We start from the raw sequence: 23,565 nt of genomic DNA on the forward strand, positions 1-23,565 counted from the left end.
GGCAGAGCGGCATTGTGCCCCCTGTCCCTTATCTCCTGTCTCCAGTCCCGAAAGTCCACGGCGGACCGGCCGGTTGATGTTCCGGCCGGTCCAGCCGCACTGGAAACGGACAAGCCTACTCCCCTTTATCGGCGGAGAAAACCTTCCATTTTTTGCTTCTTGTTTCAGGTAAGGCAGCTTAAGCAGCCTTGACGCCCTCTACAAAGTAGTTCATGGTACCGGTGATGACGCCATCCTCAACGGAAGGACCATCGGCAGGTACGATCTCGGTGCCGTCATTGGTCACCAGGGCGCCGGCGGTCTTGTTGACGGTAACAGTGCCATCCTCATTCACGGTATAGGTGAGCTTGGTGCCGGAGAAAACATCCCACTCGCCGGAAGCGATCAGCGCCTTGACAGCGTCGATGATGGCCTGGGTGTTGGGATCGCAGTTCTCGGTCAGGGGGCTGACATCCACAAAGCCCTCGTTGAGGCCGCCGTAGTAAGCGGGGCCACCCATAGCGGTAACAAAGTTCTCAGCACCACCGCAGGTCATAGCAGCCTCAATGGCGGTACGATAATAAACATTCCAGTTCCAGATAGGAGCGGTCAGGTGAGCGGTGGGAGCGTCAGCGGTCATGTCGGAATTGTAGCCGCAGCCAAAGACACCGGCGTCAGCAGCAGCGATCTGAGGCTGAGCGGAATCGCAGTGCTGGGCGATCACGCAGCAGTTGTAGGTATCGATCAGCTCTTTGGCGAAAGCGGACTCATTGACCTCATCAGCCCAGTTGCCCAGCTCCTTGACATAGACAGTGGCATCGGGGTTGACGGACTGAACGCCCAGAGTGAAGCCGTTGATACCGGAGCAGGTCTCAGCATACTGGGTGCCGTAAGCGGAAACATAGCCGATGTTGTTGTTGCCCAGCTCCAGGCTCTTGAGACCGGCGGCGATACCAGCCAGATAACGGGCCTGATAGATACGGCCGAAATAGTTGTTGAAGTTGGTCTCGTTGCTCTTGTAGCCGGTGGCATGAGAGAAGATCACATCAGGATACTCCTCAGCTTTGTCTGCCATGGCGTCCATATAGCCGAAAGAAATACCGAAAATGATATTGCAGCCTTCGCTGACCAGAGTGTCCACAGCGGTGGAAACCTGATCATAGTCTTCCAGAACCTCGTCCTGGATCACCAGCTGAGTGTTCACATCCAGGCCCAGCTCTTCCATGGCCTTGGTGATGCCGTTATGATGGGCAAAGGTGTAGCCAGCGGTGTCGTTCTTGCTGTTGATGTAGATAGCGCCCACCTTGAAGTCACTTGCAGCGGTGCTTTCGCTCTCCGCAGCAGACTCCGCCTGGCTCTGGCTTTCCGCAGCCTGGCTCTCGCTCTCTGCGGGAGCTTCGCTGCCGCCGCAGGCCGCAAGGCTGAGGACCATGGACATCGCCAGGATCAGTGCAAAGATTTTCTTCATGTCTAAAAGTTCCTCCTTCGATTGGTTCCGTCTGAGTTTGGACGGTGTTGTTTATTAAAACCGGTCTTTGCCGGCTTTAATCCTTCAGGCACCAACAGTCAAAAAACTGCGCTATGACACGGGATCCGCCGGAATGCCTTCCGGCTTCAGATCACCCTCATACCGCAGTTAGATGCACCAATACAATTTTTCTCTTCGCTCCATAAAAACCGGACTTCCAGCATAACGCAGGATATGCCTTGGGATTAAAACCATGGCTGTGACTGTCCGGATGCAAATACGTCATGCTGTCTCACCCCTTTCCCACAAGCGGAGAGGCTTTACCTCAAAAACAACAGCGTGGCCCAAATCCATTGAGCCACGGCAGATTATCGTACACAGATATTTTACATAATAATTGTAGATTCTGCAATCCCTTTTAAGAAAAAAATCATTTTTCCCTTTCTTTCATTTTTTTGATCTATTTTACGCGGCTGCCGCACCATTGTCATTTTCAGAAATTTTTTGAGGGAATAACAGCCCCGGTAGGAAAGAAAAGTATCTGCCGAACATTTTCGTGATGATCCCTGTCAAAAGGGCGGCAATCAGCGTTCCTTCCCGAACCCCCTGCAGCTGTCCGAAAAACACAATGGAAAGCAGTCCCGCGCAGATGGTCATGGAGGCGTCAAAAATCACTTTCACCGTTCCAAATTCCTTTTTTGTCAGCGTCTGGCAAACCGCCCGGACAAAGGATTCACCTGGCAGCATCACCACATCCGCCAGCACCTCTATGTAAACCCCCAGGCCCAGGATAGCGCATCCTCCCAACAGAGAAAGCAGGCACATGGGATAGCTTTGGGGGTTGAGACCGCTCAAAAGTTCCATGGTCAAATCAATAAAAATGCCGAAAAGCACCGAAACCGGTATCTGAAGCAGATGCTCCAGAGGAAAACGCTTTCTCAGCAGCAGCAGCTGGAAGGCAATCAGCAGCAGGCTGAAAAAGATGGTAAATTCCCCTAATGTCATGGGCAGCTGCAGGCTGAGCACATAAGGGATAGAGGAAATGGGCGATGTTCCCAAATCAGCCTTGGTAATAAAGCTGACGCCAAAGGAACTGAGAAAGAGCCCTGCCCCAAAAATCAGATATCGTTTGAGTTTTTCCATCTTCAATCTTTCTTCCTTTCCACTTCTGTCAAATATGAAACAGCGCCGCTCACATTACGGCGCTGTTTTCCTCTTCCAATTCTCTCAGCCGCTTGTAAAGCCGCTCCAGCTGCTCCATAAACATCTCTTTTTCGGCGGGTTCCATCACTGAAAAAACTTCTTTTTCCAGCAGTTCAAAACGCTCCCACACCAATTGAGCTGTCTGACGGCCTTTGGGAGTAAGAAAAATGTAGAGAGAGCGGCGGTTTCCATGCAGCATTCTTCGCTCCACCAATCCCTGCTCCTCCATTTTGGTCAAAATAACGGTGCAGGTAGCCCCTTTGATATGACAGGCCCGGGCAACCTCCTTTTGCTCCGCCCCCTCATTCTCCCGAAGGAAATCCAGAATCTTGGGCTGCCCCGGCGTCAGACCTGTTTGACGCAATCCCTCAAAAAACAGCTGCCGCAGCAGCGCATGGCTGGCCATTGCCAGGTAGTGATAGCTGTGTTCCATCATATCGGGCACTCCATCAATTAGCTTTCTAATAATTAGCTTCCTAATTATATTATTCTCTTTTTCCACCGCTGTCAAGGGCCCCTCCGGTCTTTTCCAGCAAATCTGTCACCTGTTTATCACCGTGGCCCGAAACAGCAAAAACCCGGCGCATCCCAAAATGCACCGGGTCCAGACTGTCGAAGAACCTATTTCAAAGGATAAATAAAATTCAAAATCATAAAAATCAGGACATGTGCCTGATTTTTATACCTTGACCCGCGCCCACTGGGGCGCGAAACCGGGGGTATCGCCGCCGGTTTCATCAGAAACCAAGCGGCGTATCCAGGGGGACTGGGTCCCCCTGGAAGTGTGCCGAAACCCTTCGGCACACTCAGAGGGACATGTGCCTGATTTTTATACCACAACCCGCGCCCACTGGGGCGCGAAGCCGGGGGTATCGCCGCTGGTTTCGTCAGGAACCAAGCGGCGTATCCAGGGGGACTGGGTCCCCCTGGAAGTGTGCCGACACCTCTTCGGCACACTCAGAGGGACATGTGCCTGATTTTTATACCTTGACCCGCGCCCACCGGGGCGCGAAACCGGGGGTATCGCCGCTGGTTTCGTCAGGAACCAAGCGGCGTATCCAGGGGGACTGGGTCCCCCTGGAAGCGTATCAACAAGTTGTCCGTAAAGAAATATCCGCTGCCTAATCGCAGCCACACCCGACAATATACTGCCGGCTGTTCTGGCTCTTATTTTTCATCTTCCCAGCATTTACCAGACTTGCCGGCCTTATAATCCTCGTAGATAGAGGATGCTGCCCGCTGGCCTTCGGCAAGGACCCAGGATTCCTCTACCGGCAGCAATTTCTTGTTCTCCACCAGCATTTTTCCCGCCACCCAAACAGTATCCACATCATGACGGTTGGCGTTATACACGATAGTCGCCACCGGATCATCAAATACCGGCACCAGATTGGGACTGCGCAGATCCATCAGAACCACATCCGCCTGCTTGCCCACTTCCAGAGACCCGATTTGATCCCCCAACCCCAACGCCTGGGCAGGTACAAGCGTGGACAAACGCAGCGCCACATGGGCATCCGGCAGTTCATTGGGACATCCGGCCATCCGGGCAGCCATAATGGCGGTGCGCATATTGGTCCAGGGGTCCATGGTCACCCAGTCGGTACCGTAAGCCATCCGTACCTTGCTGGGATACAGCTGCGCAATGGGCGGAAACTTTCCCCGTTTGCCATACATCTCCGCGCAGTGGGCCACTGTGGCTCCTCCTTCTTCCAGCAAGCGGATATCCTCTGTCGTGGCGCAGGTGCAGTGGGCCGCGATCAGATTTTCTCCCATCAGACCGGTTTCCTTCAGATATTCCACCGGTGTCAGCCCATAGGTCTCCCGCAGGAAGTCCACCTCCTGATCCTTTTGCGCCACATGAATATGGAAGCCCACCTGATACTGATGACCCAGTTCAACAATCTTTTTCGCCAGCTCCACCGACACAGTATCGGTGGCATGGGGGCCAAAACGGCAGAAAATCCGTCCATCCCTGCCGTGATACTCCTCGATCAGGCGGCAGTTTTCCTCCACACGGGCAGCTCCCTCCTTGGGAATACGGGTATAGTCATTATATTGGATGGTTCCAAGATCAGTTTCGATGATCTTCTGTGCCAGAACGCCCCGCATCCCCAGCTCATCCACCGCCTGAGCGGTAGAACGCATAAAATGATAAATATCATTGATGCAGGTGACACCCGCTTTCAGGCACTCCACCGCACCCAACATGCTCAGGGCATAGGTGGTCTCCGGAGTCAGCAGACGCTCCATGGGAAGAGCCAGACCATAAAACGCCCCCACAGGGTCCTCTGTCATTCCCTTGAACAGAGAGCCGCAAACATGGGTGTGAACATCCACAATTCCCGGCAGCACTGCCATTCCGGCAGCGTTCACCGTCTTATCGGCAGTCACTTCCGCCGGTACCTCTCCCTGCCCCAACGCAGAGATCCGGTCATCCTCCAGCAGCAGCCATCCTTTGAGCCACACCTGATCCTGAGGGTCCTGAGTAATAATGATACCATCTTTTATCAGTGTTTTCACAGTATGCTCTCCTTTCTGTTCCACCGGGTAAAATAGATGCGTCCTTTTTGCTGAGCATCCTTTATCCTCCATTGTACTGTCGCCGTCAAAGGCTTGTCAATCCCTGTTTTCACCCTTGACAAGCCTTCTCCCAAATCGGATAATGAAAACAGATTTGCCAAACAGGAGGGATCTGAAATGAGACAGTGCATGGACGCGGAAAACCTGCATCGGCGGCTGAAAAAGATCATCGGCCAGGTACAGGCCATTGACCGGATGGTGGATGAGGATATTCCCTGTGAGGACGTCCTTTCCCAGATCAACGCCGCAAAGTCTGCTCTCCATCGGGTAGGACAGGTGGTGCTGGAGGGACACATCAAGCATTGTGTCCGGGACGGTATTGAGCATGGCGACGCGGAACAGACCATCGAAAATTTCACCAAAGCGGTGGAACGGTTCGCCAATATGACCTGATTTTTCCCTTCGGCTGCGTATGCCGAGGGGATTTTTTTATACTTCAGCGAGAATTGGTCTTGACTTTTTATACCCCTATGGGTATCATCAAGGTATACCCCCATGGGTATAAGAAGGAGGAAAGATCATGAAATCTCTGGAAGCTTTGTTGGAATGGGGCGGAATCAAACGGAAAATTGCTTGTCTGATTCTGTCCGGTATAGCGCTGCTGGCCAGTATGATCGGCCTGCCGGGATTACCTTTTGATCCGGCGTGGGCAGCAATTATTCTTTGCGGTATCCCCATTATCCTGGAAGCTGTCATCGGCCTGGTTACCGCATTTGACATCAAGGCCGATGTCCTGGTTTCCCTGGCTCTCATCGCTTCTGTGCTCATCGGCGAGGATTTTGCCGCGGGAGAAGTGGCTTTCATCATGCAGCTGGGAGCGCTGCTGGAGGATTTGACAGTAGCGAAAGCCCGGGCAGGCATCGAAAAGCTGGTGCGCCTGACTCCCCGCACCGCCAGACGGATCACCCCCGACGGAGAGGAAACTATCCCCGCACAACAGGTGCAGGTAGGCGATCTGCTTCGGGTCCTTCCCGGGGAAAGTATTCCGGTGGATGGTATGATCCTTTCGGGAAGCACTTCCATCGACCAGTCGGTAATGACAGGGGAATCCCTTCCAGTGGATAAAACGACGGGAGATACTGTTTCCAGCGGTACAATCAACCGGTTCGGCGCCTTCGAGATGAAAGCGCTGCGGGTTGGTGAGGACAGCGCCATCCAGCGGATGATCCGGCTGGTTCAGTCCGCCGACGCCGGCAAAGCGAAGATCGTGGGGATGGCGGACCGGTGGGCCACCTGGATCGTGATTACCGCCCTCACTGCCGCAGCCCTCACCTGGCTGGCGACAGGAGAAATCATTCGGGCAGTCACAATCCTGGTTGTCTTTTGTCCCTGTGCTCTGGTACTGGCTACTCCTACCGCCATTATGGCGGCCATCGGCAATGCCACCCGACACGGCTTTCTGGTGCGGGAAGGAGACGCACTGGAGCGGTTGGCTGGTGTATCCCACGTTGCCTTTGACAAAACCGGCACCCTCACCTGCGGTACCCTTCAGGTGAGCCATATCATCTCCTTTCTTCCCCACTGCTCTCAGGAGCGGCTGTTCGCTCTGGCTGCTGCTGTGGAGCTTCGTTCTGAACATCCCTTGGGAAAAGCGGTGGTTGCCTCCTACAGGCAGCGGACTTCCCAGGAGCTTTCCCAGCCCCAGCAGTTTCAAATGATTCCGGGACAGGGAGTGTCCGCCGCAGTGGAAGGGCATCAAGTGGCCGCTGGAAATGAAGCGCTTCTCACTGCTCTGGACGTTCCTCTTTCCCCTCAGGCGTGCCAAACCGCGGAACAATGGCGCAAAGAAGGCTGTACGATCATTTATCTGGCGCTGGACGGTGAATTGGCGGGGGCATTGGCGCTGTCTGACACCCTGCGTCCCAACGCCGCTGAAACCATTGCCCAGATCCATGCCGCCGGAGTGGTGCCTGTGCTGCTGACAGGCGACCATGAGGAAGCTGCCGTTACCATTGGCACCCAGGTGGGGTTGGCGGAGATTCATGCCAACTGTCTGCCGGAGGATAAGCTTCTGGAAATCCAGCGGCTGCAAAGCACCGGACAAATGGTCTGCATGATCGGCGACGGCATCAATGACGCTCCCGCTCTGAAAAAAGCCCATGTTGGCATCGCTATGGGGGGCGTGGGCAGCGACATTGCCGTGGACGCCGCGGATATCGCTCTTGTCAGCGACGATATCCGACAGCTTCCCCACCTGCTGCGTCTGTCCCACCGGATGATGGGGACGATCCGGCTCAATCTCACCTTTTCCATGGCGCTGAACTTTGCCGCAATTCTCCTGGCTATGACCGGCTGGCTCAACCCCGTAGTGGGAGCACTGGTACATAATGCCGGTTCTGTGCTGGTGATTCTCAACTCCGCCTTTCTCCTGCGCTGGCAGCGTAAAACCCTCTGCTGATGTTTCTCCTTTCCCTTCCGGTCCGGAACAGCTGTATCGCTGCGCCGGACCCTTTGCTTTTGGACGGATTGTCCCTTTCCTTGTTATATCTGCACGGACAGTCTCTATCGTCCTTGTCAAATTTGAACAAATCGTAAACCCCTGTCCACAGGAGCTGGAATTCCACCGTTTTCATTGACAACCTGCTTCCCTTCGCATAAAATAAGGTTGTATCTCAATGATATCTCTGCCGGCTCCCCAGGGATTCCCTTTGGAAATGGCGGCGAAACGCTATGGAAAAGGAGCGGTCCCATGAAGTTGAAGGTATTGCTTTTCGCCCTTTGCGCCTGCTTGCTGCTAAGCTCCTGTATGCCGTTGCAATCCAATGTGGAGGAACTGATGCAGCCTCCCAAGCTGACGGAGGAACAGTTCCAGGTGGAAGAGGCGCTGCATAACGCTGTAGGCTCTGATATCCATTTAAAATATCCCCGCAGCGGCAGCTACCGCTCCGCCTTTACCTTCTTTGACCTGGATGAGGACGGCAGTGAGGAAGCTATTGTTCTTTATTCTCAGGGAACCGAAGCGGAGATCCGCATCGCTATCCTGGCCAATCAAAACGGGCAGTGGTCTATGGTCAGTTCTTATCCGGGCCTCAGTTTCACCTCAGAGGTGGATTTCATCCGGTTTGAAAGCTTGTCCTCCCGCCAGGGAAAAAACCTGGTGATCGGTTGGGGCACCGGAAACAGCGTCAACAATATCGTCACTGTCTATACTTATGATTCTTCCCGCAGCTCCGCCGACCGACTGGTGCGTTCCTACATTGGGGACTACTCTCAGGTAGCGGTGGATGATTTCAACCGGGACGGCCTGCAGGAACTGCTGCTGGTAACCGCGGCGGATGGATATGATATTGATACCCCTACCGTGCGTATGGTGGGAGAAATGCCAGACGGCAATATTGATGACATCTCCCGTGTGGAGCTCAACAGCAACATTGCTTCCTTTCTGCAGCCGGTATGCGGCCTTTTGTCCGACGGGATGTATGGGGCCGTGGTAGACTGCTATACCACCTCCGGCATGATGTGCACCGTTGCCATTGTTGCCGAGGAAAACACCCTGACCCTTCCCCTGAACACAGGAGACGGTGAGCTTTTCCGTAAAACATCCCGGCATCAGGAGGTCCTGTCGGGGGATATCAACGCAGACGGTGTGTTGGAGATCCCACTGGAGTTTCCCGCTCCCGGGCATGAAAAACTGGGAGACGACGCTTTGTATCTGACCAATTATTCTGTCTTTTCCGGGCAGGACTTTGAAACGGTGCAGCGTGCTTTTGTCAATCAGGCTATGGGATACCGCTTTTGTTTCCCCAAGGCATGGGAAGAGGAACAAATTACTGTTATGCGTCAAGGCACACGGGAAACCTTTGTTTTCTACGTCTACCATGAGCGGGATTTATATGACCAGAGTGAGGAGGTGCTGCGGCTGCGCTCCTACTCCACCCAGGATGCCCAGGACAAACTGGAAACCAACACCTATTTTCCCCTGGGTACCAAGGGGACCATGGTTTACTGCGCCGCTCTTCCGGAGAATGTTGACTCCGACCTGATCCTGACTCAGGAAGAGGTTCAGGAATGTTTCAGCTTTTTATACTGATGAGCGAGAGGAGGTCTTTTTATGACAAAACGAATCCTTGTTTGTGAGGATGAAGACGGCATCCGGGAGTTTGTGGTTATCAACCTGACCCGGGCCGGTTATGAGGTAACGGATGTTTCTTCTGGAGAGGCTGCCCTGGAAACCTATGAGCGGGAAAAAGGCCAGTTCGGTGTGGCGCTGCTGGATGTGATGCTCCCGGGCATCGACGGCTTTACAGTATGCAAGCGGCTGCGGGAAAAAAGCAGCACCATCGGTATCATTATGCTCTCGGCAAAAAGCCAGGAGATGGACAAGGTCAACGGCCTGATGCTGGGAGCGGACGATTATATCACCAAACCTTTCAGTCCCTCCGAGCTGATGGCACGGGTGGACGCCCTGTTCCGCCGGGTCAATATGGCCGTGGTGAAAGCCGAGCCGGATAACGAAATTGTATCCGGTCCCTTCGTCCTGAATATCCGCAGCAGAAGCCTGACCAAAAACGGCAAACGGATCGATCTGACCCAGGTGGAGTTCCAGCTGATGGAACAATTCCTGCGCAACCCCAATGTGGCCCTGGACCGCAGCGTACTGCTGTCCACTGTTTGGGGAGACAGCTATTTTGGCGACGATAAAATCGTTGACGTCAATATGCGTCGTCTGCGGATGAAGATCGAGGACGAGCCCAGTAATCCCAAATATCTCACCACCGTCTGGGGCTTCGGCTACAAATGGGTGGAAAATCCCTGAATTTTTCTTCAGGACATTTCTGAAAATGAGGAAACAAATTTTCTCCAGGAAGTGAAGGTTTGAAAGGAAAAGCGCGGGTATCCCTTTGGATTTCCCGTATCTTTATCTGTCAGGCATCACTCCCCGCAGAAAAGATGAAATTCCGGCTTTTCAGAATGTTTCTAAATATCTGCTGGAAAGGGGGCGCTGTCCGGTGGCGGTCAAAAAGATCACCAAGCGCTGGATCTTCAACAGCTTCGGCATCATTCTGGTACTGGTCATCGCCATAGTCATCGGCGTATCCCTCAGTGTCAAAAGCTACTATTATAATGGGGTGCGGCAATATATTCTCTCCCGGGCGGATTCCGTTTCCGCCAAGCTGGTGGAATATTCTCAGGATTCCTCCACCAGTTTTCTTTCGCAGGTACGGCGGCTGGTGGAGGAATTTGAGTACAAAACCCAGATGGAACTGATGGCGGTGGCGGATAAGGACACCATCCTCATCACCTCCAGCGGCTTTGAACCTACCGGCGGAATAGAAATGCCTGACTATGAAGCGGCGCTGTACGCTCAGGACGGCGTGGGAGAATATGTAGGCTTCATCGGCAATGAAAAGGTCATGGCCATCTCCTGCCTCTCCCGGGTGGTGGGAGAAGATCTGTCCGCCATGCGGTATGTGGTCTCCCTGACCAAGGTGGACGAACAAATCGTATTCGCTATCTTTCTAGCCACCCTGCTGGGGATGTGCATTATCTTCTTCGTCATTTTTTCCAGCTCCTACTTTGTCAACTCCATCGTCAATCCCATCAGTGAAATGAGCGAAACCACCCGCCAAATTGCTCAGGGAGATTTCGCCGTGCGCCTGGAGGTGACCACTGATGACGAGATTGGGGAGCTGTGTCAGTCCATCAACAACATGGCTGAAGAGCTTTCCCTGTCGGAACAGATCAAAAATGATTTCATCTCTTCTGTTTCCCATGAGCTGCGCACTCCCCTCACCGCCATCCGTGGATGGGGCGAAACACTGATGCAGGAGCCCGCCCCCGATCCTGAAACCCTGCGAAAAGGGATGCACGTTATTATTAACGAAACGGAACGCCTGTCCTCCATGGTGGAAGAGCTGCTGGACTTTTCCCGCCTTCAGGGAGGACGCCTCAAGCTGGAAATGGAGCGGATGGACGCTGTGGCAGAGCTTTCCGACGCAGTGCTGATGTTCACCGAGCGGGCCCGGCAGGAAAATAAGACCCTCACTTATGAAGAGCCGGAATTTTTCGCTCCTGTCACCGGCGATCACAACCGGCTGCGTCAGGTGTTTGTCAATATTCTGGACAACGCTTTGAAATACTCCGATCCCGGGGATTCTGTTACTGTAACCACTCAGCTTTCAGAGGGACAGTTTGTTGTCTGTGTTTCCGACACCGGCGTGGGCATTTCTTCTGAGGATCTGCCCAAAATCAAAACGAAATTCTTCAAAGGCAAAACCACCCGCCGCGGCTCCGGTATCGGTCTTGCGGTGGCGGATGAAATCATCGCTATGCATGGCGGTTCCCTGGAGCTGAGTTCCCAGAAGGATGTAGGGACCACTGTCCGGATCACTTTGCCACTGGCGAAATAAAGACCAGTACAGGTCTGTATCAAGGAAAGGAAGAAGCTCTTTGTCTGTTTGCAAAAGAAAAACCTCCATCGGTGGCCAGGCGCTCATCGAGGGAATTATGATGCGCGGCCCTCAGTTGACCGCTATGGCTGTCCGCCTGCCCTCCGGGGAGATCGATGTGGAAAGCTGGCCTACCTATCCGGAAGGAAAGCGCCCTTTTTATAAGACTATGCCCTTTCTCCGTGGTATTTTCAATATGGTGGAAACCTTTTCTCTGGGGTTCCGCTGCCTGATGAAGTCCGCTGAAAAGGCCGGCGTAGAAGAGGAGGAACCTTCCAAGTTTGAGTTGTGGCTGAGTGATCATCTGGGGGCCAATCTTAATACCGTGGTCTCCACTGTGGCCATTTTATTAGGTGTGGCGCTGGCTGTGGGGCTTTTCATTGTAATTCCCACCTTTCTCGCCTCCTTCCTTACCCCTTGGATAAGCAGCACCACTGTTCTGACGCTGATTGAAGGGGCTATCAAGATCGTTATTTTCATTTTTTACCTCTATATTTGCAGCCGCAACAAAGATGTAGCCCGGGTTTTTGAGTACCATGGGGCAGAGCATAAAACCATTGCCTGCTATGAAGACCTGGCGGAACTGACCCCCGAAAACTGCCGCCGGTATACCCGCTTTCATCCCCGGTGCGGCACCAGTTTTCTGCTGATCGTGCTGGTCATCTCTATCCTTGTCACCTCTCTGGTGGGAATTTACAATCCCCTGCTGCGTATGCTGGTCAAACTGCTGCTGCTGCCGGTGGTGGTAGGTATCTCCTATGAGATCATCAAGCTGGCAGGACGATATGACAATATCTGCACCCGGGTCATTTCCGCTCCCGGCCTGTGGCTTCAGCGCCTGACCACCAAGGAGCCGGACGCAAGTGAGCTGGAGGTAGCCATTGCCGCCATGAAGGTGGTCATCCCGGAGAACGAAGGCGATGACAAATGGTAAACTGACCCTGGAACAGCTGTACCGGCAGGGCCGCAAAACCCTGGCCCAATCCCCTTCCATTGGAGAGGATGCCGGGTTTGAAGCTCTTTTGCTGTTCCAGAAGGTGTTTCATCTTTCCCGGGAGGAACTGCTGCTTCAGGGCAATCACCTTCCCTCCCCTGCCCAGGAGCAGGAATATGCCGCACTGTTGGAAAAAAGACTGGCCGGTGAACCCCTCCAATATCTGTTGGGTGAATGGGAGTTTTTTGGTTATCCATTTGCCGTTGGTCCCGGCGTGCTGATTCCCCGTCCTGAAACCGAGCTGCTGGTGGAACTGGTGTTGGAGCACCTTTCCGGCACAACTGCTCCAAAGGTCCTGGATTTATGTTCCGGTACCGGCTGCATCCCCATTACCATTGCCATGGAACATCCCGACGCCGTTTGTGTGGGGGTGGAGCTTTCGGAAGAGGCGCTTCCTTATTTCAGAAGGAATCTGGAACTGAACCATTGTGACCGTGTCACCATTATCCCTGGAGATGTGCTGCATCTTCCTGCCCATCCTGAATTGACCGGTCCCTTCCATGTGGTTACCTCCAATCCCCCTTACATCGCACGAAAAGAGCTGTCTCAGCTGCAAAAAGAGGTGCTCCGGGAACCACAAATGGCCTTGGATGGTGGAGATGACGGACTGCTGTTTTATCGCAGATTGCCTGAAATCGCTTTCTCTCTCCTGGCTCCCGGCGGACTGCTGGCTATGGAGATCGGAGAAGATCAGGGGGATGCGGTTGCAGCCCTCACCCGGCAGGCTGGTTTTCAGCAGGTAAAGGTTCATCAGGATCCAGCTGGACATGACCGGGTAGTCACAGGGCTTTTCCTGGTTTGATGCCAGCCCCTGGCTGCAATTGTAACATCCATCCATCATCTACCCATTGCCCTGCTTCTGGAAGGACAAAACAATCTGTGAAAATTCTGAAACCACCGGTAATGCTGGTGGTTTTTTATTGAAGCTGTTGGGAAATATCGCTCCTGAGCACTGCCAATACACTCATCAGCCAGCTTTTCAATCCGAAAGATTATTTTTTCCTCCGCATCTTTGAGAACCGGAACTGTCAGACAGAATTTCAACATCACATTTCTTCTGATGAAAAAATCATCTGCACTTCTTTTTGAACACCCGGATTTAATCCTGACAAGATTTACCTGCGGCAGTGACGCCTTTTCTGCCAAAGAAAAAACGGATGAGAACCTTTGCTCGGTTTTCATCCGTTTTTTAAGCTTTATTTCGTGCTGTGACCAGATTCCTCCTGAGGATCCTCCATGGATTCCTCCATACCCTCCGGGCCTTTGTCCCACTCAGGATCCCCCGCAAACAACTGCCAAAAACGTTTGGCTGGTGCGGAACAATAGCTTCCCTTCCGCCGCACCAATGCTACCTGGGTCATCAGCTGAGAATCATCCACCACACGGCTGCAAAGGCTGCCATCATCCATCATCGGTACCATCGATTGCGGTACCAACGCAACACCCAGTCCTGCTCTGGCCCACATCAGGCAGGTGCGGGCATCATCATTTTTACAGGCAGCCTCCGGCGTCAAACTCAACTGCTGGAATGCCGCATTTAAAAGATGCTCAAATCTTCTGTAATAGATCAGCGGCATTCTCGCCAAATCGTGGAGTGATACTGTTTTTGCAGGATAGTCCTGGAAAAATTCTTTCTTCGCAGCCACCACCATCGGCTCCTGCTGGAGATAGATACATTCCAACCCATCTTCTCTGAAAGGGGTGCGAACCAGCGCCAGCTCAATGCCGCCTCTTTGGAGCTTTTCCAACAGCTCAAATGTATTTCCTTCCCAAAGTTCAAAAGAAATATGGGGATAACGCTGATGATAAAGCGGCATCCGCTCATCCAGCAAAACAGCGCCGCAGGAAGAGATGGTCCCTAAGCTTAGCAGACCATGCAGCCCTCCTGCCAATTCCTTCAGTTCTCTGGTGGTGGATTCCGTCATATCCACAATCGAGAGGGCACGGCGGTACAGCAGCTGTCCGGCATCGGTCAAACGAATCCGACGCGCGCCCCGATCCATCAGCCGAACCCCCAATTCCTCCTCCAGCAAACGGATCTGGGTGCTCAGAGGAGGCTGGGAAATCTTTAGTTTTTGAGCCGCCGCGGAAATATTGCCTGCTTCCGCTACCGCCAAAAAATATTCCATCTGCCTGATATTCATATCATTCTCCTCCAGAATATCAGACACCGCCGAAGCGGAAAACCACACCCACTACAGCTGAAGCCGCAATGGCCAAAACAGGATGGGGGTTAAATTTCTTCATTGCGATATAAATAAGGACAGCCAATACAATTGCCTTCCAGTTAAAAAGATCCGCAACAGCGCCCGTTACCTTAAACAGATCCACTTGCAGCAGAGCCAGTTTGAAAACGGAAAATCCTGCCGCCGCAATCAGGCCGACAGAAGCTGGCCGCAGACCATAAAAAGCACCTTTGACCAGCTTGTTCTCACTGAAGGCTCCCAAAAAGCGGGCGATGATAATAATGATGATGATGGAAGGCGCCACCAGTCCCAAGGTAGCGACTACCGCGCCAGGCAGGCCGGCTGTGGTATATCCCACATAGGTGGCCATATTGATTCCGATGGCTCCTGGAGTGGATTCTGAAATAGCGATCATATCCGCCAATTGTCCATGGGTAAACCATCCGGTAGAGTTGGAAATATCATAAAGGAAGGGCAGTGTTGCCAAACCGCCGCCGATGGCAAACAGTCCCGCTTTGAAGAACTCATAAAACAGCTGAAGAAAAATCATTTATTGTCCCCTCCTTTTTTCCGACTCTGCACAGTAACATCCAGTGCGATACCGGCAATACCAGCAACCAGTACAAACAAAATAGGAGAAAGGGAAAAGACTGCCGACCCCAAAAACACCAGTACAAAAATCACCATCGTGGGAGCATCGATCACCGCTTTTTTCCAAAGCTTGATAACTGCGTTGAGGATCAGCACACAAACACAAACCCGGATACCGGCAAAAGCATTCTGTACCACTGCCAGCTCCGCAAAGTTACTGATAAAGGCGGCAATGATTGTAATAATGACCAGTGATGGAAATACCACGCCCAATGTGGCGATGATTCCACCCAAAATTCCTTTATTCTTATGTCCGATAAAAGTGGCTGTATTGACCGCGATAATACCGGGGGTACATTGCCCGATGGCATAATAGTCCATCAGCTCCCCCTCTGTAGCCCAGCCTCGTTTTTCCACAACCTCCCGCTGCAGCATAGGCAGCATGGCATAACCTCCTCCGAAGGTCAAGCCGCCAATACGCGCGAAGGTCAAAAACAAATCCAGATACTCATTCATGCTGTTTGCGCTCCTTCTCTCTTCCTTTGAAATTTTGGTATAATGGATACTTCAAAATTTCTATATTGGATTGCTATTTTTGATCAGAAACTTATATCTAATCCATATACTATAGCCATGATATCGTGATTCTCTCCTCTTGTCAAGCAGCATTTGAAAGATCTGGCAAAACAAGCCAAAACACCAGTAAAAATAACCATTCATTCTTAAAATTTGTCCTTCTCAACGATACAATCGTCTTGATACGGACTTGCTTTTTTTAAACAACTGCGCTGATCATTTCCTTTTTTCTTTTTCGCTCTCTATACCGTACCGCCTTTCCAAGCTGCGAAAAAGGGCTGCCGTCTGTATTTCCAGACAGCAGCCCTGCATTTACGCAAATGTATCCATCCACTTAAAAATTGTATGACAGTCTCCAGCACTACCTCCTGCTAATGACCTCTTCGGCGGATTTTCTGGGACGGGCAGCAACCTCCCCTTCCGGATAACCCATAGGGGCCACCGCCACCACAGTCTCGTTTTCCGGCAGCTGGAGAACCGCTTTTACCTGATCGGCATAAAACGCTCCCAGCCAGCAGCAGCCCAACCCCTGTTCCACAGCCTCCAGCATCATAAAGGACAGTGCAATGGAACAATCCATCGGCTGCGCAAGCTGCCCGCAAGCCATAGCCCGAGGCTCTGCGGTCATGGTCACCACCAGAACTACTGGGGCCTCGCGCACAAAAGTCTGACCACAACACGCCTCCGGCAGTTTCTCTCTCAACTGCTTATCGGTAACGGCAATAAAATGCCACTGCTGCTGATTCCGGGCGGAAGGTGCCAGCCGTCCCGCTTCCAGGACCTGCTGCAATTTCTCTTCCTCCACCGGACGATCCTGATATTTTCTGATGCTTCTTCTGGCGCGAATCGCTTCCATCACTGTCATCTGCTTCACACTCCTTACCTATCGGCGACACAAAGGAACCCCCATTTTTTCGCACCGTCTGCCTGAGCGTGCCGGAAGGCTCCGACACATCTTCGAGATGTACCCATATTCCTAACGAAACCAACGAACAATATCTCTGATTTTCCACCCATATGAGCGCAGGCCACAGCATAAAACCAGGGGTGTGTTCTGATTTTTTATGATCTCAGCTTTTACTTGTTTCCCAAAACAGGTTTCTTCATAATCTATAGCGGTGCGAAGGAACCGCAAATTCCTCCGCACCGCCTGCTTCTTTTGGATGGACAGTCTGTCAGCCCATACCCAAAACTCTTTGATACATCTCCATATACTTCTTCGCGCTGCGCTGCCAGGAGAAATCACACTCCATAGCGTGGCATACCGCATCCTGCCACAGGTCGGGGTTGCGATACAGTCCCACTGCCCGCTTGACAGCTCCCAGCATATCATGAGCGTTATAAGTCTTGAAGGTGTAGCCGTTTCCATTCTCGCCGCCCAGATCCTGAATGGAATCCTTCAGGCCGCCGGTTTCCCGAATGATGGGAATGGTACCATAACGCAGTGCCACCATCTGTGCAAGACCGCAGGGCTCGCTCTTGGAAGGCATCAGCAGGATATCCGCTCCCGCATAGATCTTCCGGGCCAGATCAGGCACAAAACCTTTCCGCACCGCAACGGTTCCCGGATAGCGTGCAGCCATCTCGGCAAAGAAATTCTCGTAAATATAGTCGCCGGTACCCAGCACGACAAACTGGATGCCTTCCGCAATCATGGAATCGAAGATATACCGCACCAGATCCAGGCCCTTCATACCTACCAGCCGGCTGACCATCGCCACCAGCGGCTTATCAGGTTCCACATTCAGGCCCATCTGCTTCTGCAGTTCCGCCTTGTTGATTCCCTTATCCTTGACGGTTTTAACGGTATAGTTCTTATAAATCTCCGGATCGGTAGCGGGATCATAGCTCTTGACATCGATACCGTTAAGGATACCGCACAGTTTATACCGCTTTTCCCGCAGAATACGGTCTAAACCAAAGCCGAACCAGCTGTCCAGGATCTCCTCCGCATAGGTGGGGCTGACGGTAGAAACCACGTCACTCTGATCAATGGCGCCTTTCATCATGTTAACATTATGATCATATTCCACGATGGGAAGGGCGTAATCAGGCAAACCGGCGATATCGGTAGCGATCTCCATTCCATACTTGCCCTGATAGGCAATGTTATGGATGGTGAACACGGTGCGGATACCTCTGAATTTCTCAATGCTGCGATAATAAACATTCAGAAAAACAGGTACCATGGCTGTCTGCCAATCGTTGCAGTTGATGATATCCGGCGCGTAGTCGATCTTGGTGAGCATCTCCAGAATCGCCTTGGAGAAAAACACGAACCGCTCCGCGTCATCATAGAAGCCATAAATGCCGGAACGCTTGAAATAATACTCGTTATCCAGCAGGTAATACTTGACATTATTGGCTTCCGCCTCAAACAAACCGCAATACTGGTTGCGCCATGCCAACGGCACATTGAAGTGGGTGACATACCGCATTTTCTCCCGCAGCTCCGGCTTGATGTCCCCATACAGAGGCATCACCACACGGCACTCCGCCCCTTCTTTTTTCAGGGCGGCAGGCAGGGAACCTGCTACATCGGCCAACCCACCGGAGGCAATAAAGGGCAGCGCCTCGCTGGCTGCATACAAAATTTTCATGTGATCGCTCCTTTTCGCCGCTGTGCACCGGCTGTTTTATCCGGCCTGGAAGGACCCCTGCCGCGCACAGCTTTCGGCAGCAAAAGTCATTCCAGGCCACGGACTGGCCCAGGGTCAGATCTGCCGTCCCTTGGGCACATACAGCGGATAAGTCAGGTATCCCGCCAGTTTTCTGCCATCCTTGATCAGCACATCCTTATCTGTGATGACATAATCCAGCTGAGCCCCATCCTCAATGGTAGTGCCCTGCATGATAATGCTGTTGCGGATGACCGTACCCTTGCCTACCTTGACGCCCCGGAAGATGATGGAATTTTCCACCTGGCCCTCAATGATGCAGCCGTCAGCCACCAGGGAATTCATGACCTTGGCCTGGAGGCCATACTTGGCGGGAACCTCATCACGCACCTTGGTATAGATGGGCCGCTGGACATTAAACAGCTCCTTACGGACATCTGCCTTCAGCAGCTCCATGTTGGTCTGGAAGAAGCTCTCCATATTGTGGATGCGATCACAGAAGCCGTCAAAACGATAGCAGGCGACACGTCCGTTCTCCGCTTCCTCCGCAATGACATCACGATAGAAATCCGTCTTGTTCTGGGCTACAGCGTTGGTGACCCGGTGAACCAGCAGATCCTTATTAATGATGGCAATGTTCATGTAAATCTCCTGGTCTCCCTGTACATCAGGATTCCAGTAGATATCCCGAAGCATATTGTTCTTGCCTACAGCCAGCACCGCATTGTCCTTCTCCCCGTCCTCAATCTCCCGGACGGTATAGGCTACGGTAATATTGGCTCCGCTGTCAATATGGGCCTTCAGCATATCCTTGAAGTCAAAGTTGCACACCAGATCGCAGTCGCAAAGAGCCACATAAGGGCTTTTGGAGGCCTGAATATAACCCAGGATACCGGCCAGGGCGTTAAGACGTCCATGATAGATGCCGGTACCGGTGCGGGAATAAGGGGGCAGCAGGGTCAGTCCGCCGATTTTCCGGGCCAGATCCCATTCACGGCCGGCGCCCAAGTGGTCCATCAGAGAATGATAGTTGCTTTTGGTAATAATACCTACATCCTTGATGCCGGAATTAACCATGTTGGACAAAGCAAAGTCCACCAAACGATATCTGCCGCCAAAGGGAACAGAGCCCATGGTGCGGTGTAAGGTCAGCTCGGAAAGGGCGTCATCATGCATATTGGAGAAAAGGATACCCAGCATTTTTGCATCAGCCATCTTTCTCCACCTCCTCTTCTTCCGCAACGGCGGGAATATCTTTGTCGATCATACCTTTGGGCGGTACAACCGCCTTGGCGCCGACTTTCACATCGGCGGCCACAACAGCCACACCCCAGGCGGTCTTGTCATCACAATGCTCAGGGCTTGCGCCGATGCTGGCGCCTTCTTCAATGACCGCGTTCTCGGCTACGATGGCATATTCCACTGTAGCGCCTTTCTTGATCACAGTGCCGGGCATCACGATGGAGTAACGGACAGTAGCGCCCTCTTCCACGGTAACACCGGCAAACAGGATGGAAAAGTCCACATCGCCTTCAATGACACAGCCTTCCGTGACCATGGAATTTTCCACCTTGGCTTTATCGGAAACATAGTGAGGGGGCATGACAGGGTTACGGGAATAGATCTTCCAGCTGGGGTCATACAGGTTCAGCTGTGTTTTGGGGTCCAGCAGATCCATGTTGGCTTCCCACAGGCTGTCAATGGTGCCTACATCCTTCCAGTAACCGGAGAAGGCATAAGTAAACAGGCGCTCGCCGTTGGCCAGCATATTGGGGATAATGTTCTTGCCGAAGTCATTGCTGGAGGTCTTGTCGTTTTCATCATTGATCAGATATTCCCGCAGCTTCTTCCATTTGAAGATGTAGATGCCCATGGATGCCAGGTTGCTCTTGGGCTCTTTGGGTTTTTCCTCAAACTCATAAACGCTGCCGTCAGGATTGGTATTCATGATACCAAAGCGGGACGCCTCCGCGATGGGCACCTCAATGACGGCAATGGTGCAGTCAGCATCATTTTCCTTGTGCTGGCGAAGCATGGCGTTGTAATCCATTTTGTAGATATGGTCGCCGGAGAGGATCAGCACATTTTCAGGATCATACCGCTCGATAAAAGGAATGTTCTGATAAATGGCGTTGGCGGTGCCGGTGTACCAGTCGGAGCCGGAGCTCTTCTGATAGGGCGGAAGCGTGAACACACCACCGTCATTGTGGTCCAGGTCCCAGGGCTGGCCGTTGCCCAGATACTCATTCAATACCAGCGGCTGATACTGAGTCAGCACACCTACTGTATCGATACCGGAATTGACACAGTTGGACAGTGGAAAATCGATGATGCGATACTTTCCCCCGTAAGGCACCGCCGGTTTCGCCAGTTTTTGTGTCAGCGCATAGAGTCTGCTGCCCTGGCCTCCGGCCAGAAGCATCGCGACCCACTCTTTTTTCTTCGCCATAACTGGTTCCCCCTCATTAATCAAAGGTAATTTATTTACAAATCCAGCCGCTTTCTTCCCAGCAGGAGAAAACGTCCGCTTTTGTCCCTTGTCAGATGCTCTCCTTCTTTTTTCTGCCGGAAGCCTTTGCAGCGGAAGCGGTTTTGCCTTTTCTCGCTCCCGACTCCTTTGCTTTTTTGGATGCCGCGGAAGCGCCTGCGGCTTTTTCCGGTTTGACGGTCTTGCGCTTGCGCAGCTTGAAATAGACAGTGGACAGCGGCGCCAGCTTCAGGGTGACCACACGTTTGTACTCCCCGCAGGAGCCCTTGCGGCTCATGATCCTGGTACCGTTGGTAACACCGCTGCCGCCGTAACGCACATCGTCGGAGCTGAACACCTCATAGATGCTGGAGCAGTCATCAGGTACACCCACAATGTAGTTGTCCCAGGGCACCGGTGCGAAATTGCACACCACCATCACCTGTTCGCCTTTTTCATCCATCCGCAGATACGCCAGCACATTATGACTGTTGTCATCGGCGTTGAGCCAGCGATAACCGTCCCAGCTGTCCTCGATCTGCCAAAATGCCGGGTTGTCCAGATAAAAGTGATTCACGTCCCGGGTAAAGTCCTTCATCTGCCGGTGACTGTCATATTGCAGCAGCATCCAATCCAGCTGCTTCTGATAATCCCATTCGATAAACTGGCCAAACTCACTGCCCATAAACAGCAGCTTTTTGCCGGGGCTGCTCATCATATAGCCCAAAAATGCCCGCAGACCTGCAAATTTCTGCTCATAGCTGCCCGGCATTTTATTGATGAGGGAGCCCTTGCCGTGAACCACCTCATCATGGGAGATGGGCAGGATAAAGTTTTCCGAAAAGGCATACACCATGCTGAAGGTGAGCTTGTCATGGTTATAGCTGCGGAAATAGGGGTCCATGGACATATAACGAAGGACGTCATTCATCCATCCCATATTCCACTTGTAAGTAAAGCCAAGACCTCCCACATAATCGGGCTTGGTCACCATGGGCCAGGCGGTGGATTCCTCGGCGATCATCAGCACGCCGGGATGCTCCGTGAGGATAGCGCTGTTGAGCTTGCGCAGCAGCGCCACGGCCTCCAGATTCTCCTTGCCGCCGTGAATATTGGGCATCCACTGTCCGTCCTGACGGCCATAGTCCAGATACAGCATGGACGCCACGGCGTCCACCCGGATACCGTCAATATGGTACTCTTCCACCCAGAACATGGCGCTGGAAACCAGAAAGCTGATTACCTCGCACCGACCGTAATCAAAGGCCCGGGTGCCCCATTCATAGTGCTCCCGCTTTCTGGCGTCGGCGTATTCATAGCAGAAGCCGCCGTCAAACTCATACAAGCCGCTTTCATCCTTGGGGAAGTGAGCGGGAACCCAGTCCATGATCACTCCTACGCCCTGCTGATGACAGAAATCCACAAAGGCCATAAAATCCTCAGGCTTGCCATAACGGGAGGTGGGAGCAAAGTATCCTGTCACCTGATAGCCCCAGGAACCATCAAAGGGGTATTCTGTCACAGGCATGATCTCAATGTGGGTATACCCCATTTCCTTGACATAGGGCACCAGCTCTTCCGCCAGCTTGCGGTAGTTAAAGTGATTGCCGTCCTCATAGGTCTTCCATGAACCCAGATGGACCTCATAAATATTCATTGGCTGACGGAAATGCGCCCCGGCATCCCGGGACTGCCGCCAGGCATCGTCTTTCCACTGATATTGTCCCAGACGGTAGAGCTTGGACGCTGTACCCGGGCGGGTCTCGGTGTGGAAGGCATAGGGATCCGCCTTATGCAGCTTTCGCCCATCCGCCGCCGTAATGAGATATTTATAAGAATCGAACTCTCTGACCCCTGTTACAACAGCGTGCCACAGGCCCTGCTCATTGACACGCTCCATGGGATCTTCCTGGCCGTCCCAATTGTTGAAATCGCCCACGACCGCCACTGCCTGAGCGTTGGGAGCCCAGACATAAAACTCCGCGGTGGTTTCATCCAGCCAGTGGGCGCCCATCATCTGGTAAGCCTTATAGTTGGTTCCCTGATGAAACAGATACGCCGGAAAGAGCTCCTTTTGATCCTGTTGTGACTTATGCTCCATTCCACATCCCTCCTCTTTTATACATTTTATCATCAACGTTTTCATATTTCAAGTATTGGTTGGTGATTATTTTGAAAAGGACTTTGTCAACAAACTCCTTTTTTATCTATTTTACACAGATTTGACTGACATTCTGCACTGGCCATACAAACTCTTTTTTTGTACAAGCATCCAAATCTCATCATAGAAATATGCACCCCGCAAAGGAAAAAGAACCGACGGGCGCTTGTGTGCCCCATCACCGCCGGAAAAGCCCCCAGCATCATGCCAAAATGCCTTCCCCCATCTTTCCTCTTTCATGTCTGGGGACCTCCGTTTTTGACGCTGCGTCATGTTTTTCCGTCAAAGTGATGGAAAGTTGCCCTGTGTTATGCTAAAATGGATATTGTTTCTTTTGCTCCCCAAGAGCG

At 52.5% G+C, this 23,565-nt stretch carries 20 protein-coding genes; 7 read left to right on the plus strand and 13 right to left on the minus strand.

Features of this window, described 5'->3' with window-relative positions; translation table 11 throughout:
* Positions 1-178: 178 nt before the first annotated feature.
* The 4 genes from BQ5383_RS16945 to BQ5383_RS16960 form a co-directional block, all read right to left on the minus strand.
* Complete coding sequence (locus BQ5383_RS16945) at positions 179-1,447, minus strand: BMP family ABC transporter substrate-binding protein (protein ID WP_071433965.1); 1,269 nt, start codon at positions 1,445-1,447, stop codon at positions 179-181.
* A gap of 465 nt (positions 1,448-1,912) precedes the next feature.
* Entirely contained in the window at positions 1,913-2,590 is a 678-nt protein-coding gene (locus tag BQ5383_RS16950) for a YczE/YyaS/YitT family protein (protein WP_071433967.1), read from the minus strand.
* 49 nt (positions 2,591-2,639) lie between these two features.
* The gene (locus BQ5383_RS16955; protein ID WP_235822007.1) at positions 2,640-3,086 is read right to left on the minus strand and encodes a MarR family winged helix-turn-helix transcriptional regulator; all 447 of its coding nucleotides are present in this window, start codon (positions 3,084-3,086) and stop codon (positions 2,640-2,642) included.
* A 731-nt stretch (positions 3,087-3,817) separates the two neighbouring features.
* Entirely contained in the window at positions 3,818-5,173 is a 1,356-nt protein-coding gene (locus BQ5383_RS16960; RefSeq protein WP_071433969.1) for an amidohydrolase family protein, read from the minus strand.
* A gap of 177 nt (positions 5,174-5,350) precedes the next feature.
* Here BQ5383_RS16960 and BQ5383_RS16965 point away from each other — a divergent pair, with 177 nt between their 5' ends.
* The 7 genes from BQ5383_RS16965 to prmC all read left to right on the plus strand — a co-directional run bounded on the left by BQ5383_RS16965 (position 5,351) and on the right by prmC (position 13,418).
* The gene (locus BQ5383_RS16965) at positions 5,351-5,626 is read left to right on the plus strand and encodes a metal-sensing transcriptional repressor (protein WP_071433971.1); all 276 of its coding nucleotides are present in this window, start codon (positions 5,351-5,353) and stop codon (positions 5,624-5,626) included.
* A gap of 127 nt (positions 5,627-5,753) precedes the next feature.
* Entirely contained in the window at positions 5,754-7,631 is a 1,878-nt protein-coding gene (locus BQ5383_RS16970) for a heavy metal translocating P-type ATPase (protein ID WP_071433973.1), read from the plus strand.
* 291 nt (positions 7,632-7,922) lie between these two features.
* Positions 7,923-9,263: a hypothetical protein gene (locus BQ5383_RS16975; protein ID WP_071433975.1), complete on the plus strand. Its 1,341-nt coding sequence runs from the start codon at positions 7,923-7,925 to the stop codon at positions 9,261-9,263.
* 21 nt (positions 9,264-9,284) lie between these two features.
* On the plus strand, positions 9,285-9,989 hold the full coding sequence (locus BQ5383_RS16980; RefSeq protein ID WP_071433977.1) for a response regulator transcription factor: 705 nt from the start codon (positions 9,285-9,287) through the stop codon (positions 9,987-9,989).
* A 193-nt stretch (positions 9,990-10,182) separates the two neighbouring features.
* Complete coding sequence (locus tag BQ5383_RS16985; protein WP_071435218.1) at positions 10,183-11,583, plus strand: sensor histidine kinase; 1,401 nt, start codon at positions 10,183-10,185, stop codon at positions 11,581-11,583.
* 40 nt (positions 11,584-11,623) lie between these two features.
* Positions 11,624-12,556: a DUF1385 domain-containing protein gene (locus BQ5383_RS16990; protein ID WP_071433979.1), complete on the plus strand. Its 933-nt coding sequence runs from the start codon at positions 11,624-11,626 to the stop codon at positions 12,554-12,556.
* Positions 12,543-13,418 (plus strand): peptide chain release factor N(5)-glutamine methyltransferase, encoded by an 876-nt coding sequence (prmC, locus tag BQ5383_RS16995; RefSeq protein ID WP_083390040.1) that lies wholly within the window; start codon positions 12,543-12,545, stop codon positions 13,416-13,418. The genes BQ5383_RS16990 and prmC overlap by 14 nt, the downstream gene beginning before the upstream one ends.
* Positions 13,419-13,812: 394 nt before the next feature.
* Here the strand turns inward: prmC and BQ5383_RS17000 are convergent, their stop codons facing one another.
* The 9 genes from BQ5383_RS17000 to BQ5383_RS17040 all read right to left on the minus strand — a co-directional run bounded on the left by BQ5383_RS17000 (position 13,813) and on the right by BQ5383_RS17040 (position 23,455).
* Positions 13,813-14,760 carry a LysR family transcriptional regulator gene (locus BQ5383_RS17000; protein ID WP_071433981.1) on the minus strand — a complete coding sequence of 316 codons (948 nt, stop codon included), beginning with the start codon at positions 14,758-14,760 and terminating at the stop codon, positions 13,813-13,815.
* A 19-nt stretch (positions 14,761-14,779) separates the two neighbouring features.
* Positions 14,780-15,352: a chromate transporter gene (locus BQ5383_RS17005; RefSeq protein ID WP_071433983.1), complete on the minus strand. Its 573-nt coding sequence runs from the start codon at positions 15,350-15,352 to the stop codon at positions 14,780-14,782.
* Positions 15,349-15,909 (minus strand): chromate transporter, encoded by a 561-nt coding sequence (locus BQ5383_RS17010; protein WP_071433985.1) that lies wholly within the window; start codon positions 15,907-15,909, stop codon positions 15,349-15,351. The genes BQ5383_RS17005 and BQ5383_RS17010 overlap by 4 nt, the downstream gene beginning before the upstream one ends.
* A gap of 421 nt (positions 15,910-16,330) precedes the next feature.
* Positions 16,331-16,834 (minus strand): nitroreductase family protein, encoded by a 504-nt coding sequence (locus tag BQ5383_RS17015; RefSeq protein WP_071433987.1) that lies wholly within the window; start codon positions 16,832-16,834, stop codon positions 16,331-16,333.
* A 310-nt stretch (positions 16,835-17,144) separates the two neighbouring features.
* Complete coding sequence (gene glgA / locus BQ5383_RS17020; RefSeq protein ID WP_071433989.1) at positions 17,145-18,569, minus strand: glycogen synthase GlgA; 1,425 nt, start codon at positions 18,567-18,569, stop codon at positions 17,145-17,147.
* A gap of 114 nt (positions 18,570-18,683) precedes the next feature.
* Positions 18,684-19,802 carry a glucose-1-phosphate adenylyltransferase subunit GlgD gene (gene glgD, locus BQ5383_RS17025; RefSeq protein ID WP_071433991.1) on the minus strand — a complete coding sequence of 373 codons (1,119 nt, stop codon included), beginning with the start codon at positions 19,800-19,802 and terminating at the stop codon, positions 18,684-18,686.
* Positions 19,795-21,036 (minus strand): glucose-1-phosphate adenylyltransferase, encoded by a 1,242-nt coding sequence (locus tag BQ5383_RS17030; protein ID WP_071433993.1) that lies wholly within the window; start codon positions 21,034-21,036, stop codon positions 19,795-19,797. Before BQ5383_RS17030 ends, glgD begins: the two co-directional genes overlap by 8 nt.
* Positions 21,037-21,127: 91 nt before the next feature.
* The gene (gene glgB, locus BQ5383_RS17035) at positions 21,128-23,155 is read right to left on the minus strand and encodes a 1,4-alpha-glucan branching protein GlgB (protein ID WP_071433995.1); all 2,028 of its coding nucleotides are present in this window, start codon (positions 23,153-23,155) and stop codon (positions 21,128-21,130) included.
* 111 nt (positions 23,156-23,266) lie between these two features.
* Positions 23,267-23,455 (minus strand): hypothetical protein, encoded by a 189-nt coding sequence (locus BQ5383_RS17040; protein ID WP_071433997.1) that lies wholly within the window; start codon positions 23,453-23,455, stop codon positions 23,267-23,269.
* Positions 23,456-23,565 lie beyond the last annotated feature (110 nt).

This window comes from Angelakisella massiliensis (assembly GCF_900104675.1).
GTDB classification, from domain to species: domain Bacteria; phylum Bacillota; class Clostridia; order Oscillospirales; family Ruminococcaceae; genus Angelakisella; species Angelakisella massiliensis.